General features: G+C 36.0%; 14 protein-coding genes. 4 read left to right on the top strand and 10 right to left on the bottom strand.

From position 1 onward, the window contains the following. Positions 1–61 precede the first annotated feature (61 nt). On the bottom strand, positions 62–250 hold the full coding sequence (locus AC1FXZ_RS12955) for a hypothetical protein (RefSeq protein WP_480054268.1): 189 nt from the start codon (positions 248–250) through the stop codon (positions 62–64). Positions 251–792: 542 nt separating this feature from the next. On the opposite strand from AC1FXZ_RS12955, the gene AC1FXZ_RS12960 reads away from it, so the two are divergent. Then, on the top strand, positions 793–1,608 hold the full coding sequence (locus tag AC1FXZ_RS12960; protein ID WP_480054270.1) for a LysM peptidoglycan-binding domain-containing protein: 816 nt from the start codon (positions 793–795) through the stop codon (positions 1,606–1,608). 63 nt (positions 1,609–1,671) lie between these two features. Here AC1FXZ_RS12960 and AC1FXZ_RS12965 read toward each other — a convergent pair whose 3' ends face one another. From AC1FXZ_RS12965 to AC1FXZ_RS12980, 4 genes are all read right to left on the bottom strand, one after another. Continuing rightward, a complete protein-coding gene (locus tag AC1FXZ_RS12965; protein ID WP_480054272.1) occupies positions 1,672–2,421 on the bottom strand; it encodes a Cof-type HAD-IIB family hydrolase in 750 nt (249 codons plus the stop codon). 112 nt (positions 2,422–2,533) lie between these two features. Continuing rightward, positions 2,534–2,779, bottom strand: a complete 246-nt coding sequence (locus tag AC1FXZ_RS12970) for a hypothetical protein (protein ID WP_480054274.1) — start codon at positions 2,777–2,779, stop codon at positions 2,534–2,536. A gap of 110 nt (positions 2,780–2,889) precedes the next feature. Continuing rightward, entirely contained in the window at positions 2,890–3,726 is an 837-nt protein-coding gene (locus AC1FXZ_RS12975) for a menaquinone biosynthesis protein (RefSeq protein WP_480054276.1), read from the bottom strand. Positions 3,727–3,804: 78 nt separating this feature from the next. Beyond that, entirely contained in the window at positions 3,805–4,842 is a 1,038-nt protein-coding gene (locus AC1FXZ_RS12980; RefSeq protein WP_480054278.1) for a TAXI family TRAP transporter solute-binding subunit, read from the bottom strand. A 261-nt stretch (positions 4,843–5,103) separates the two neighbouring features. Between AC1FXZ_RS12980 and AC1FXZ_RS12985 the strand changes: the two genes are divergently transcribed. From AC1FXZ_RS12985 to AC1FXZ_RS12995, 3 genes are all read left to right on the top strand, one after another. Beyond that, positions 5,104–6,717 carry an FAD-binding protein gene (locus AC1FXZ_RS12985; RefSeq protein ID WP_480054280.1) on the top strand — a complete coding sequence of 538 codons (1,614 nt, stop codon included), beginning with the start codon at positions 5,104–5,106 and terminating at the stop codon, positions 6,715–6,717. A 195-nt stretch (positions 6,718–6,912) separates the two neighbouring features. Further along, complete coding sequence (locus AC1FXZ_RS12990; RefSeq protein ID WP_480054281.1) at positions 6,913–8,808, top strand: TRAP transporter permease; 1,896 nt, start codon at positions 6,913–6,915, stop codon at positions 8,806–8,808. A 74-nt stretch (positions 8,809–8,882) separates the two neighbouring features. Beyond that, positions 8,883–10,274: a hypothetical protein gene (locus AC1FXZ_RS12995; RefSeq protein WP_480054283.1), complete on the top strand. Its 1,392-nt coding sequence runs from the start codon at positions 8,883–8,885 to the stop codon at positions 10,272–10,274. A 98-nt stretch (positions 10,275–10,372) separates the two neighbouring features. Here the strand turns inward: AC1FXZ_RS12995 and AC1FXZ_RS13000 are convergent, their stop codons facing one another. The 5 genes from AC1FXZ_RS13000 to AC1FXZ_RS13020 form a co-directional block, all read right to left on the bottom strand. Next, positions 10,373–11,065, bottom strand: coding sequence for an ECF transporter S component (locus tag AC1FXZ_RS13000; RefSeq protein ID WP_480054285.1), 693 nt, complete (start codon positions 11,063–11,065; stop codon positions 10,373–10,375). After that, positions 11,044–12,690 (bottom strand): ABC transporter ATP-binding protein, encoded by a 1,647-nt coding sequence (locus AC1FXZ_RS13005; protein ID WP_480054287.1) that lies wholly within the window; start codon positions 12,688–12,690, stop codon positions 11,044–11,046. Before AC1FXZ_RS13005 ends, AC1FXZ_RS13000 begins: the two co-directional genes overlap by 22 nt. Continuing rightward, complete coding sequence (locus AC1FXZ_RS13010; RefSeq protein ID WP_480054289.1) at positions 12,663–13,550, bottom strand: energy-coupling factor transporter transmembrane component T; 888 nt, start codon at positions 13,548–13,550, stop codon at positions 12,663–12,665. The genes AC1FXZ_RS13005 and AC1FXZ_RS13010 overlap by 28 nt, the downstream gene beginning before the upstream one ends. Positions 13,551–13,553: 3 nt before the next feature. Continuing rightward, positions 13,554–14,003 carry a DUF4430 domain-containing protein gene (locus tag AC1FXZ_RS13015; protein ID WP_480054291.1) on the bottom strand — a complete coding sequence of 150 codons (450 nt, stop codon included), beginning with the start codon at positions 14,001–14,003 and terminating at the stop codon, positions 13,554–13,556. A 74-nt stretch (positions 14,004–14,077) separates the two neighbouring features. Further along, positions 14,078–15,772: a DUF4430 domain-containing protein gene (locus tag AC1FXZ_RS13020; protein ID WP_480054293.1), complete on the bottom strand. Its 1,695-nt coding sequence runs from the start codon at positions 15,770–15,772 to the stop codon at positions 14,078–14,080. Positions 15,773–15,886: the final 114 nt, after the last annotated feature.

A 15,886-nucleotide genomic window follows, 5' to 3' on the forward strand; every position in this document is an offset into this window, starting at 1 on the left:
CGTAGGTGCATGTCCTACATGAGGAACTACAAACAACGTATTTAATTTGAAGTTACCGTGATCAATCAGTTCTACCGTATCGATCTTTATGCATTTCCAGAGATATATCTTGCAAATGTTTTGGAATTTTATTAGGCTTACCACAGTTGTTACAATACACATGGTTTGCAATCCAAAAGTACTCCCTCATGATGTGCTCTACAATTGGCTTGGGCATTCCACAATGATCACAAAACATTAGATAATCCATTGCTTACCCTCCTCCTTAGCACATTCTTACTTATTTTATATTCAATCTATGCAATTTTTGTTAAAGCATATGTCATACACTACTCTATACAATATATATATTCTTCTCTATACTTTCTTAAATTCCTTCTAAAAATCTATATGATTTTCAATTTTTAATGAACAGAAAATAAGGCTATGCACTCATACACAGCCTCGTTTTACCCTTCATGCTCGAGTTCAAGTTGAACAACGCGAGCAATATTTAGTTCATCCTCTACGATTAAAATTTTCACTTGTTCCATTTTAGTGTCCTCCCTCTAACAGGCCAATTTATTTTATCACACGAAAGAAAAAAGGAGATCAAACTTTGTAGCTTACTACATTCAGTGCAAGTTATACTCTATCACATTGAAACTTACCAAAATTTCACCCTTATACATAGTTTCCCATACCTTTGTTACATCTGTAATAAAATTGTTACTCGCTTGTTCTTTGTCTACTAGCTCCCACATGATAGAATCACTTCAGAAAGTTACATAATGAATTTTGGAGGTCAAATATATGAAAAAGAACATCGTTTCATTAGTAACAGCAGCCACTATTGTAGGTACATTAAGCTTTGGAATGAGTGCTTCTGCTGAAGAAGTCACCGTTGAAAAAGGAGATACACTATGGTCAATTGCCACTAACAATAATGTCGTACTAGAAGATTTAAAAGAATGGAATAATCTTTCTAGTAATTTAATTAGGCCAGGAGATCTTCTGCAGATCGCCAAACCAGAAAAAATCGAAAAGTACACTATAAAAGAAGGAGACACTCTTACTTCTATTGCAGCAAAATTTGACCATACTACGCCAAAAATGTTGCAAGAATGGAATGAAATTGAAGATCCAAGTCTAATTATTACCGGCCATACATTAAACATTAACATGAGTGGTGTGAGTGATGAGAAGTCTCAACCAACTACGGCCACTCATGCAGAGAAACAGGAAGAACCGAAAAAGCAGACTAACAAGAAAGAACAGCAACAACCAGAGACAAAAATAGAACAGACAACTGCAGATTCGAGTAGCAACGACAACGTCGCACAAGAACTAACAATGACTGCTACAGCCTATACTGCTTCATGTAATGGCTGTTCTGGAATTACTGCAACCGGAATAAACCTAAAAGATAATCCAGATAAAAAAGTAATATCTGTTGACCCTTCGGTTATTCCATTAGGCTCAGAAGTATATGTTGAAGGATATGGCCATGCTATTGCTGGTGATACTGGTGGTGCTATTAAAGGGAATAAAATTGACCTTTTTATACCGAACCAACAAGATGCCATTAAGTGGGGTAGACAAGAAGTAAACGTTAAAGTCCTTAATTAAATTAATCAAAAAGGGGTATGCTTGCTAACATATCCCTTTTCTTTCATATTAATCCGTATATCTTTACAATGCCCATTTCCGTATAGCCTTGGCTACACCGTGCTCAACATTTGATGTAGTCACCCAATCAGCTGCTTCTTTGACAATTGGTTGTGCATTTCCCATCGCTACTCCAACCCCTGCTTCTTTGATCATTGCTAGATCATTTAAACTATCTCCAATTGCAAGAACATTTTCCATCTTAATTCCACCAATTTTTTCACATACTGTTTTTATTGCATTCGCTTTATTGACACCAGCTGCGTTAATTTCAAGATTAGTCGGACTTGAATTGCTAATTTCCAATGCGGGGTTTTTTGTTAATTCTTCTAGAATAATCGACCTCACTTGATCATCCTTTATATCAAAGCCAAATTTTAACCATTCATGCTCAGTGAAATCCTCAGGGAACTGCTCCTTCCATATATTCCCTACAGAAGCTGCCCAGCACACTGTATCGTGTTCTTGCTTCAATTGCCACATATGTTTAATATAGTCCGTATTAAGTAACCGTCTTTCAACTAATTTCCGATCTCGATCCCAAATTTCACTACCATTTACAGTGATTAAAAAAGAACTTAAAGAAAGAGAGTCGACTAGATCATCACACGATATTCTTGTACGTCCAGTACTAATAACAACATGAACTCCTTTTTCCTCAGCTTCCTTAATAGCTTTCCGATTTTCTATTGCAATTTCATGGTGATCATTTAAGAGAGTACCATCCATATCAATAGCAATTAATTTTATTACGTTTGTTTTTGGTAATTTCATTTTCTCCTCCACATTGCTTATTTTTATTCTAGTTTACCAAATCGAATTAGTGAATGTGTATCAAAACAAAAAAATAGGGTGATTCTCCATCACCCTATCTACTGAACTATCCTCACCCAATTTGCTCTTCATCATCATTATGTAACATAGTTCGTTTATTCCTTATTAGCGTTAACTCATTTCTTTTTTCAAGAAGTTGCATATGCTCTAAAGGCATGCAACCATGCCCCTTTCCTCCAGCAAGGGTAAATTGTACACTGTTTCCAGATTTTCTAATGATTATAAGCGTTTCTGCTGAATTAAAATTTCCTTGGATCGTCTTAGAAATTTTATATTCAGCTCCTTTTTTTACTGACATTGGTATGTCTCCTTTGAACTTAGATTATGAACCAATAGCAAAAAAACAAAGAGCCTTTTATTGGAGTCTTTCTAAATTAAATGGAAATCATACACTTATTATAAAATTTCTTAAGGTATAGGTAAAAATGAAAGAGTTGGTCTTGAATCAATTAACCCCTCATCATAGGAAATATCATAAAATAATTGCAAGCCCTCTTTTTCTTTCTCAGTAAAATCAAACGTTAGATGCTCAAAATAATGTTCCCAGAAGGATAGCTCCCCTCCAAGTTTGCTACGAATATCTGCTATCATCGGCTTGTAGTTTGTTTGTTCGCTTTTTACTTTGCTATCTATTAAAGTAGCCCACAGTTTCTGTACTTGTTCTAGGTTCTGTTCTAAGTAATCATTTCGGACTGCAAATAAACCAAATGTCATTGGAAGGCCTGTCATTTCAAACCATATCGAGCATAAATCATATATATAAATGTCCTTGCTAGCTTTATCTTTCTCCTTTATCGCATCATCACCAATTACCATTGCAGCTGGATATTCTTTCAGCATCTCACTAACGTTCGGTGTGAGCTTCACATACTTATTTTCAAATTGGAAGTGCCGTTTCATAAGTATTTTTAACAAAGCAATTGAAGTAGCTGAGCTTTTCGTTAAGGCAATTGTTTCACCATTTAACTCATGAATCGGAACACTACTAAACAAGAAGATTGAATCAACATACTCAGTCGCAGATACCGATAATTGTGGAAATATCGTTAGTTCCCTATGATCACGTGCATAAGCAAACGCAGAAATGGCTGATGCATGTAACCGACCATCTGCTAATGAATGATTTAAAACTGCCGGTACATCTTTTACTAGTTTAATTGCTTCTCCTTCGATTTTCGAAGACTCTAAAAAATAATAAAACGGTAAAAAGTTCGTATAACAATTTTGACCAAATAACATTTCCATCACCTATCCTCTATATTAATAGAAAAAGAGTGACTCTTAAGAAATCACTTTCTAAAGTCACCCTTCATCTTTTGAAAATTATGGTCGAAACTCTTCTGGAATTTCATAGCCTTTTTCTTCAAAATATTTAATTGCTCCTGGATGGAACGGAAGTACTGCTCCTTCTGTTGCTGTATCTAGTGTAATTTCATCCATAGATGCATGAACATCTTTCCATTCATCACGATTTTCAAATATTGTAGAAACTAGCTCGTAAATTTCATCATCCGAAAACGTATCATAGTTTGTGTACATATATACTCTACTAGTAGCTGTATTTACAGAATCTACTCCTTCATAAATACTATCTTCTACCTCAGCTTTAGTGTAATAAGGATATTCTTCATAAAACCCATCATCTTCTACACCAATCATCCGTACATCTGTTGAACTTAAAAGATCCCTTATAGGAGCAGAATTAAGAGGATGTGTACTAATAAATCCATCAATTGTGCCATCACGTAAAGCTTCTACCATTTCATTATCAGAAATAAATTCAGCTTGAATATCATCAAATGTTAATCCATGATATTCTAACACACGACGTGAAGTAGTCTCTCCTCCACTTCCTGGGGCACCTACACCTATACGTTTCCCTTCAAAGTCTTCAATTTTCTCTACATCACTATCTGCATTAACAAAAATTTGAACCCAACCAGAAACTGTTCCAAATAAAGAACGTATTTCTTTGTATTCAAGTCCCTCATACTCATCTAGTCCATTATAAGCAAAAAATGCAACTTCATTTTGAGAAATAGCCCATGCTACACGCTCATTCATAAGCTCTCGAATATTAGCAACTGACCCTTCTGTTGCTTGGCCATTTACTGTATAACCTGTGTGATTAGAGATCGTTTGTCCCATTCCGACCCCCATAGGATACAAAGCTCCTCCTGTTCCAGCTGTTGCAATTGAGAACGATTTAGGCCCAACCGCCTCCGAACTTTCACTTCCTTGCTCTTCTTGAACTCCATCATCGCCAGTTGGTTCTTCTACTTCATTACCTGTTTCAGAACCACCGCATGCCGCTAATAGTAGCAACATACATACTACTATCATAGAATAAAACTTTTTCATCTTTCTCCCCCTTATAAATTTATAATATGTACTCACAGAAAACGTTTACAAAAGGTATACTAACGAGTTATTAACTCTAGTGAAAATTTATAAGCGTACTCTGTTTCTTGAATTATAGTAGAGCAAATCTAAAAAATCAACGTAATTCTGAAAATTTTAAATTAGAGGAATAATATGTTGACTTCTTCTCTCTTCATTACTATTCTAGAATTAGGTTTTTTGGAGTTTTTTGGATAACAACAAGAAATGGAGTGATAATATTTGCAACAACTAACCACAGATGTTTTAGTCATTGGGGGAGGCTGTGCTGGCCTGCGAGCAGCCATATCTGCTAAAGAAAAAGGAGTCGAAGTTTGCCTGCTTTCTAATAGCAAAATTGGAGGAGGAAGTGCGACTGCTTTTCTTGATAAATTAGTAGAATTTACAGCTATAGGCGTTATGATTTCTGAAGAAGACCGAGAAGATTATAAACAAGATTTACTTGATTTTGGACATCGCATTCCAAAATCAGAACTAATTGATCGCTTTGTTGAAAGTACACCTTCACAACTTCAATACCTTAAAGAAATCGGAATGACATTTGCTGAAAAATCGTACATGTTGCCAAGTCATCGAAAACCTAGAATTCTAAAGGCTAATGGTGAATTTGGGGTGGATTTACTGCTTAGGATGAAAGAAATTGCTTTAGAAAAGGGTGTTAAAATCATAGAAAACGCTTCCATGTATTACATTGCAAAGAACTCTTTTCCTTCTTTGGCAAAAGCAATTAAGAAGAATTCCTATCAAGATAATCAGCGAGAATTACAAGACATTGACATTCACTTTCGAAGCTTGATTATCGCCAGTGGTGGTGCTGGACAAATGTATTCTCTTAGTACAAACCCGATTGGTGCTACAGGGGACGGAACAGGTTTTGCAGCGAAGTTAGGTGCTGACATTTCAAATCTGGAGTTTATCCATTATTTGCCATTAATGATAAAGCCAATTCACGGCTTCTATCTAGTGAGCAGGATCTCAACGCAAGGAATCTTCTTTAACACCAAAAATGAAGTGTTTCAACCACAACTACCACCTGAGACTGATTCAATGGCAGAATCAGAGAAACAAGGCTATTTACTCCTTCAAGTCTGCAAATGGATTGAGAAGCAAATTTTAGAAGGAAAAGCTACAGAGGATAATGGGGTTTTTTGGGACGGCCGTCATATTATTGATGAAATTAAAGAGAGAGTCCCTAATAGTTATGATAAATTATTACAGCAAGGTGTTGACCTTAGTAAAGACATCATTGAAGTAAGTATTGGCTGTCATCAAATGATGGGTGGCATCTTAATCGATCAAAACTCAGCATCCTCAGTCCCAGGTTTATATGCTGCTGGTGAAGCTACGGCTGGTTTTCAAGGTGCTGAGCGACTAATGGGAACCGGTGTCATGGATGGATTAGTTTTTGGAAATATCGCTGGAGAGCAAGCTGCAGCATATGCTAAAAACACCCGAACTCCTCAATCTGTCATAACACCTGAAACAAATATTACAGATGATCATATCTCTTTAGAAAAACTTAGAGATATTAGAGAAAATTCACGTGCAACTATGGATAAAATTCTCATAACAAAAGATCAAACTCGCTTAGAGAAAGCTTTACATACTGTTGTTCAACTTAAAGGCTTGTTAGCAGACTACAAGGTGATTGAGTTACCACTTGAGTCACGAGTACCATTTGCCAAAACAGAAAACATGCTACTTACAGCAGAGGCTCATATTAGACTTTCACTTAAGCGAAAGGAAAGCCGTGGTAGTTTTCAAAGACTAGATTATCCAGATAAAGACAGATCATATGAACATCCGATTATATTAAACTCGGCAACCATTGAATAATTCTAAGCGTTTTAAAAACAAATTCATAGAAGTCATCTATAAACGTTCATTTACAAGTAATTTCTTCTTTAAAAAAAGTGAAAGGAGCTCTTTCCTAGTAATGATTTAACACTAGAAGTTGTAGAAGGAAGAGCTCTCTTTTTATTTAGGAGAAAGATAAAGTTCATTTCATAAAAACTAGAAGGAGGAATTACATTGAAGGTACGATGGCGAGAAAGAGTAATATTTATATTAGCTTTACTACTAGCTGGCTTTCACATTTATACAGCAGTCTTTGGACTATTAACCCCAATGTTACAAAGAGGGATACACGTAGGAGGCGTTTTACTGCTAGCAATTCTTATGTTCCCTTATGCAATTAAAGGATTTAAAGGAAAGCTTCTTAACGGAGTATTGTTTTTTGTTACACTCGTTGCTGTTATTTATTTCTTACTTGGTTTATCCCCGACATCTATTTCACAAAGAGGTATACTTGGGCCAACTGATATAGAAATTTGGTTAGGAATTTTCTTTATCGTCTTACTTCTTGAAATCACTAGGAAAACAGTTGGATGGGGCATATTCTGGGTTGCTTGCTTTTTTATTGTCTATGCCTTTTTTGGTCAATATTTCCCGGGAGCGTTTAAACATGCCGGGATGGATGTTTACGGTTTCTCCAGCTTTTTAGTATGGACAACTGAAGGTATTTTTGGTCTTCCCATTGCTGTAGCAGCGACGTTTATCATCTTATTCATTATGTTTGGGTCTTTGTTAAACCAGTTAGGTGCTGGAGAATTTTTCATTAAACTGGCTCACTCATTAACCGGGAGAATTCGTGGAGGTCCTGCCCAAACTTCCATTCTAGGTAGCTCAATAATGGGATCTATATCAGGTAGTGCTGTCAGTAATGTAGTAACTACAGGGAACTTTACGATTCCATTAATGAAAAAGACAGGATACAGCAAAACTTATGCTGGTGCAGTAGAAGCTGTAGCATCTACTGGTGGACAAATTATGCCCCCTGTAATGGGAGCTGCCGCGTTTGTTATGGCTGATGTCATGGGTGTTCCTTATGCATCGATCGTCCTTGCCGCCTTAATCCCGGCAATTCTTTTTTACTTTTCGTTATCCTCTACTCTTTATCTTGAAGCGAGGAAATTAGACTTAAAACCTTTACCGAAAGATCAAATCCCTAAATTAAGAACATTTTTAGGTAAAGAATGGTATTTTGTTATTCCATTGCTTGCGCTTATTTGGTTCATGATGTTCTTACAATTATCAGCAATGCGTTCTGCTCTTTTTACGATTTGTGTTACGGTTATTATCTTTTTCCTTGTACGTCTCATTAAGGAACGTCGTTTCCCACTAAAGGAAATTTTAATTGCGTTTAGTGATGGCGTGAAAATGATCGTTCCAGTTACGGCGGCATGTGCTACAGCAGGGATATTAATTGGAATTCTAAGTTACACAGGGGTTGGAGTTCTTTTTTCACAATTGGTTATTAGCTTTGCCGGTGGGAATGTGCTTTTAGCTTTATTCTTTACGATGATTGCATGCTTAATTTTAGGAATGGGCTTGCCAACAACTGCAGCCTATATTGTTACAGCTGTCCTTGGAGCTCCAGCGTTAGTTCAATTAGGTGTACCACTAGTTGCTGCTCACTTTTTTATTTTCTATTTTGCCATCCTTTCCTTTATTACTCCACCAGTTGCAATAGCGTCTTATGCAGCAAGTGGAATTTCTGGTGGGAATGCAATGAAAACAGGAATTCTGTCCTGGAAAATAGGAATAGCTGGTTACATTGTTCCATATATGTTTGTCTTTAATCCTGTATTACTTGGACAAGAAAGCAATATAGCACTGACAATCTATTCATTCTTAACAGCGATTATTGGGATTATCGCCCTTTCGATCTCAATCAGTGGCTGGGCATTTACGCACACTTCTGTGTTTGAGCGCTTATTATGCTTCGCTTCCGCTTTTGCGTTAATCTATTCAAGCTTATGGACAGACGTTATTGGGATCATTCTTTTCTCTATACCTCTAATCTATAATTATCTAAAAGGGCGTAAGAATAAAACGATGCCGTTTGAGCCTAATGTAAATGTATAAAAAACTTAGAGGGTGACTTTAACAAAGAGAGTCACTCTCTTCTCTTTTCTGTTTAACCAAAGGAGATTTTTCAGATGAATTACCTTATTACCACATTAAAAAAGTCGCTTTTTACATTGATTCTGCTTATCTGTTTACTGACGATTATAAATGGATTCGTCCAAAATAATTTGATAAGTGGAACCATTGCTCTCTTTTCAATCATGCTATTTTTATATGCAATCACTCAAGTTCTAAAAACGACCCGGATTGTTGTAATCACTCTCACGTTATTGGGGGTTGCAATCGTCCTAATTGATCAACATTCTTTTACAATGATGATTGATCATATTACACTTAATATCCCAATACTGACACTTTTGTTTCTTATTCCTTTACTATCTATTCCTTTTAAAGTCGAGGGCATCTTTGACACCGTAAAATTATTTATTCGGAAAAACAAACAAAAAAACATGTCCGTATTTACAGCTATGACGTCCTTTATATTTATTGCAGGCCCTGTCTTAAATTTAGGGACAATTCGATTCCTTCATGAAATGATCGAAGATTTAGCAATTCGAAAAATTGTGCTTACAAAAGTATATCTTTATGGATTTTGTGCCATTATTTTTTGGTCGCCTTATTTTGCTTCCGTTATCCTTGCACTTCATTATTTCCCAATACAAATTGGGGATTATTTGTTATTAGGCTTTAGTTTTGGACTTTTTACGTTTCTATCTGCCAACCTTTTATTCTACATTTGGCTTAAAAGAACCAAACTTTCTACAATCTTTACAACTAGCTCAGATGTTGATCCCTTCGATAAAAAATCAAAATTAGATAAATCTCGATTAGTTGGCTTTGTACTGATCATTTTTTTTCTCATCATTAGTATTATGCTTTTAGAAAAGTGGACTGGTTGGCGTATAACAAATATTATTAGCTTATCATCCATCGTTTTTTTCCTTACCTATCTTCTTTTCGCACTAAGAAAAATAGATCTCATTCAGGGAGAATGGGGAGCCTATAAGTACAAATTAACAAATTCGATGAATAATGAGATAGTTTTATTTATCGGAGCGGGGCTTTTTGGTGGGGCTTTTTCGCATACAGCGATTGCTGAAGCATTATCTAATATTTTTATACTTATGATTAACTATTCTTTTATCCTATTTAGTGGTGTTATTATTTTGTTAGTTGTACTTTTATCTAGCATTGGTGTACACCAATTAATTGCAGTACCAATTTTAGCAGTTCAATTTCAGCCAATAATCGCAATTGTACCACCTGAATTATTAGCTTTTCTATTGATTTTATCTTGGGCTGTCTCAACAGTGTTAAGCCCTCTTAATGCCTTTAATTTAATGGTGGGAAGTTTGGTAAGCCGGTCAAGTTTGACAGTCGGACTAAGGTGGAATTGGACTTTTGCAGTATTTCTATTTCTCGCTGGAATGATTGTGATAAATTGCCTGTTTTATTTTGGTTAGTGATTCTACTATTTATTTGATAAAAAGACTTAGCAAATACCTGCTAAGTCTTTTTATAGGGCGTTTAGATTAAGTTTTACTAAGGGAACAACAAAAATTCATTCCAACAAACCGTACTTCTTTTTAAATCTAGTCAAGATCTTCATCCATACTCCTCCAAACATTAACAGAAAGAGTACATTGGAAATAGCATGCATGGAATCAAATAATGCACTCCCTACAAAGTAAGAGATCAATAGTGTTATATCAAGCAACCCCTCTTGTCCTCCTAAGGCCAGTAACCCCCACAAATTCATTATCCAACCGAATAAGAATCCCCAAACGATTGCAAAGAGCACTTTCCCCCACGTCTTATTCATAAAAGGACGATCTCTTAAAAAACCTGCTGAGAAACCGACTAATCCCCAAGCAATCATATGCCATGGTGTCCAAGGTCCTTGACCTAAAATCATATTGGATGAAAGGGCAGCAACCACGCCCACAATTAACCCACTTTCAGCACCAAAAACAAAACCGGCCATCATGATCACAAATGTTGTCGGTTGTACACTGGGAATACTCGCAAAAGGGATACGGCTAACGGCAGCTATCGCAGCTAGCACTGCTAAAAGTACAATTTCACGCGCTTCAATTGATTTATTCTCGAATCGAACAAGAAAAAGGAGAATCGCTACAAAAACTAATCCAAAACTTATCCATAAATAATAATCAACCAACCAAACGGTAAAGAACGTGAGGAGTACCAAAAGAGAAACTAGGATAATTATTTTTATTCTATTGGAGGCTTGCACGCTGAAACTGCCTCCTCAAACGTGATAATATTATTTGAGGAACCTCTAAACAACCGTTGAATCATTGTTGTATAAAAGAAATTTCCTTTAAAAAACAATTTTGGCTCTGCCTCAGATGTAATATTCCCTTGAAACATCATCCCACATTTACTTGCATATTTTCCTGAAAACTCTACATCGTGAGTTGTCATCAATATTGTCATACCTTCTTGCTGTAGCTTCGTTATAATTATCGCTAATTGTTCTTTTGAAACTGGATCTAACCCTTTTGTCGGTTCATCTAGTATTAAAATTTGAGGTTTTCTTATTAGCAAACAAGCTAGTGCTGCTTTTTGCAATTCTCCTCCACTAAGATCATATGGATGCTTGTCTAATAGATGAGTAATACCTAGCTTATCTAATAGTTTGGAAACGTCCTTCTCATTTTTAATACCCCACAATTCCATTGTTTTATAAAGTTCTTTCCCAATTGTATCTTCTATAAAAAACAATTTAGGGTTTTGGGGCAAGTATCCAACTTTTTGCGCAAGTTCTTTCTTACTCCATGATTTCAAAAGTTTACCTTGAACATGAATCTTCCCTTTTTGTGGTTTCACTATCCCACAAAGCAGCTTGAGCAAAGTTGACTTCCCTGACCCATTTCCACCAAGCAGAGCGTAGATTTCACCTTTTTGCAATGAAAAATTTAATTCCTTTAAGATAACCGAGCTTTCTTTTCCATATTGAAAAAAGAGTTCTTTTACACGGATGAGTTCACTAGAAGCCCGACTATTTTCATGTTGATCATTATTATCTGTTAAGATAAATTCCTTCTCTATAAAATGTTTCCTTCCTTCTTTAACAGTTAACGGTAATTCTAAAGACTGCTCATCGTTTATTGTTAGGAAAAGAGACGGTATCGATGGAACATATCGTTTATTAGGTGAGTTCCAAATTGATTTCATAACTTGTTTCGGTGAGCCCTCTTCAATAACTTTCCCATTCTCCATCATAATTAGTTTGTCAGCAACGGCTACAGCCTCCTCAAGACGGTGTTCAGCCATAATGATAGTCATTCCAAACTCTTCATTTAGACGTACGATCATATCAAGAAACTCTCTTGCACTAACTGGATCTAATTGCGCTGTAGGTTCATCAAGCAATAATACACTTGGTTGCATTAACAACACTGATGCAAGGTTTAATTGCTGCTTCTGTCCTCCAGAAAGCTCATGAATTTTCCGATTAAGGATCGCTTCAGCTCCAAAAAAGTGGACGATTTCTGCGACTCGATTTCGCATCTCAGTTGTCTCTAGACCGAAATTCTCCAGACCGAAAACAAGCTCATGGAGCACTTCTTCTGCGACTACTTGATTTTCTGGATCTTGAAAGACAAAACCAATTTCTCCTGTTGTTTCTGTTATTTCTTTCATGGACCTTTCTTGAAATAGAATCTCTCCTGTTAGCTCGCCATGTGGTTTTATTTCATTTTTTAATAAGCGTAAAAGCGTACTTTTCCCACACCCCGATGACCCGAAAAGCACGACAAATTGTCCTTTTTCCACTTTTAAAGAAAGTCGGGAAAGCGCAGGGACAGAAGCTTCTGGATACGTAAACATTACATTTTTGCATTCAATATATGCCATTTAATATATCCTCCCCCTTCAACAATTAGTGGAATAGACAAAAATAATAAAAATGCCCCCAAAATAGTAATTTCAATCGGAGACATCCAGATTGAATCCATTACTGGATAAATCGTAAGTTGACCTAAACCCAGGAGACGTCCGAGAACTACAAAACAAATGACTCCAAGTTGAAGTGCAAACAACCATTTATCTGTACTCTTAAGATAATAGTGATCATATGTACTACGATTTCTTTGACCATACCCTCTTGCTTTCATTGAATCGGCTGTTTGAATAGCTTCTTCGAGAGAATAGGTAAGCAATACTTGCACGTACAGCAAACCGTTTTTAGTTTTCTCTCGCCACTTACCTTGGGTAATAGAAATGCCTTTGCTTTGCTGTATAGCAGAGATTTGATCTAAGCGTCTTTTCATTAATGGAATAAAGCGTAATGTTAGCATTAATAACATTGCGAACTGTGGTAAAAATTTAGAAAATAAAAACAGAAGTTTATTCGGTGTCATTACTTCATTGTAAGAGACAAATAAAGCAATAATACTCATGATTGTTAGTGCAGTCATGGCACCATAGATGATTGCCTCAAGGGTAAACCGATTACCCAATATCTCAAATAGAACAAATCGACCTCTTTCATTAAAAAGAGGGGTTAATACAAGTATAAACAATCCACTTGATACTATTAAAAAAAGCCAGTTCTTAAGTGTCCTGCAGCGATCTTGAACACAATGGATCACGATAATCACGATAAAAGCAAAACTCAAACTAATTGGATGCTGCATCATCATAATTAGGAACATAGCACCAATATAATAAAAAAAAGTAACAAATGGATGGTAATCCTGAAAACGATGAACCATTGCTTAATTCCCCGTATAATCTTCTGTGTACTGCCATTCAATCTGATCGCCATCTTTTACTGTCAACGCACCTACACTTCTTGATATTTCAGATCCATTTACTTTTGCAACCCAACCACTATTTGGTCCATAATCAAACTCATATACGTTATCAATTCCAGCTACATACGCTGTTGCTCCTCGCCCTCTATAATCAACGTAAATATCACTATTATTAGCTTCTTTCATCAATACATCCAATACAGTATCATCATCTTTAATCGTTACCTTTGTTTGATCAATAAGTAATCCAACATCGCTTGGTCCCATTACATTTATGGTTACTTGCTTGATTTCTGAATCATTTCTTAGCCCATCATTTTCATTTGACTCTTTATATTCACAACCGATCAAGCTAATAGTGAGAACCATTAAAATGACTAGAGCTATGTAATTTCCTCTGGTATTCTTCATTTTATCCTCCTTAAAAAGGAAACTCCCCTGTTCGATACAAGAGAGTCAACTCATCTATATTCTCAATTGATTTTTTACATAGCCTGTCGTCTCGTTTTAATATAGATTGCTACACCTATTATTAAAATAACAATAACTATGCTATAAATAATCAGATTTAAGCTACTATTATTTGTCTCTGTATCAGCAGGAACATCTAAATTATAAAATGCTCCCTCATCATTAAGGAATAGTTGATAAGCAACCATTCCCTGTAACGCCTGTCCCGTAGTAAAGAGATCACTTGACTCTTCTAGCTGCCAAGCAAAACCACCGTCTTCAATTTGAAAGTTTAACAGGAAATCCACTAGACCGACATCATCAGTAGTAAAAGGGGCGTTATTAGCATCTATCTCTAAAGAAGATAATGCAATAATTACTTGTGCTGCCGTTGAACTATTGTCAATTGATGAGGCTTGTTCTATTAGATAATCGACGCCCTTTTGTACGAAGTTATCCAAACCATCTACGTTGACATTATATTCGGAAATAACTTCACCACCTACTACATAAGGAGCTAATGCCGTTAATACCATGGCTGTTGTATCGGTGTCACTTGTCGAACTTTTATTCCATGCCCAGCCACCATCTTCATTTTGGTTTTCAATTAAATGGTCAACTAATCTTTGTCTTGTCCACTCTGCATTTTGCGGGACCTCAAATTGCGCACTATCTAATGCTATAAGCCCATAAATAACGCCATTTAACCCTTGTTCTGCAACATCTCCATTATAGATTTTTTCTACAAAGTTATGCCCTTCAAAGTTTGTTGGGTCTCCTCCAGCTGCTAAAATGCCTAAAGTATAACGCTGATAATCTGTACTATTTGGAAATGTTCCATTTGTCTCTTCTGTAACCATTTTTACATCCTCTAAGTAACTTACAGGAATTGATTCACCTGCTTGCTTTAATGCGACAGCCTCCCATTCACCAATTTGATTGTTTAGTACATATTGTACTGCCAAATCAATGTACACCTTCAATTCATCATGTCGAGAGCTTATCACATCTTCTTTATCAGTTTCTTCAGGCGTTACGTCATCTAATGATTCATAAATAAAAGATATTTCATCTCCATTTTCAAGCTGATAATCACCAACTCCGACAGAGGCCGGTTCCCCGTTCACATGAAAAGCCCAGTAATTTGAATCATCAGCCTTTAACCCACCAATACCTTGAATCATAGGACCCCATTGTTCATTCATTTCAAAATCAATATTTTCTACTATTACCTTTAATAAATCAAAAGCATTTGCTTCATCAATATAGGAAGTACTAATTGGTTCTACTATCGTTCCTTCATTTCCAATTACTTCAATTGAAGCCATCGGTAATTCTACTTCCCAATCAAGATAATTATAAGTTAAGTGATCCTCTTCTTGAACGACATAACTATCAGATCCTACCGGTGCACTAATACCATTAATGAAGAAAGCCCAAAAAAATGTTCCCTCGGCTTCTAACCCTTTAATCCCAGTAATCATTTTCCCCATAGAGGGATCATCGGTAAATTGCACATTCTCTTCTCCAATTGTATTTACTAGGACATCAAATGCTGTATCTCCTTCATCAAACGTAAAATCAGCAGTATCTAGTAATACTTCATCCTCATCTACAACTGTGATCGTTTCACTATTCGCAGTACTTGCTAACGTCTTAGTTGAAATCCCTGTTAAGATCAAAACAAATACTAACAGAAATCGCATATGTAAATTAATAAATCGGTTCATTCTCTCTCTCCCTTAATTTTTCATAAAATTTCGCCATAAAAAAAACCCCTATAGAGGAGAGTTAGAAAAAAGTTAAGAGGAAATGCTATAACATCATAACCGTCTTAACACCCA

The sequence above is a fragment of the Halalkalibacter sp. HAAS-P014 genome (assembly GCF_056619965.1).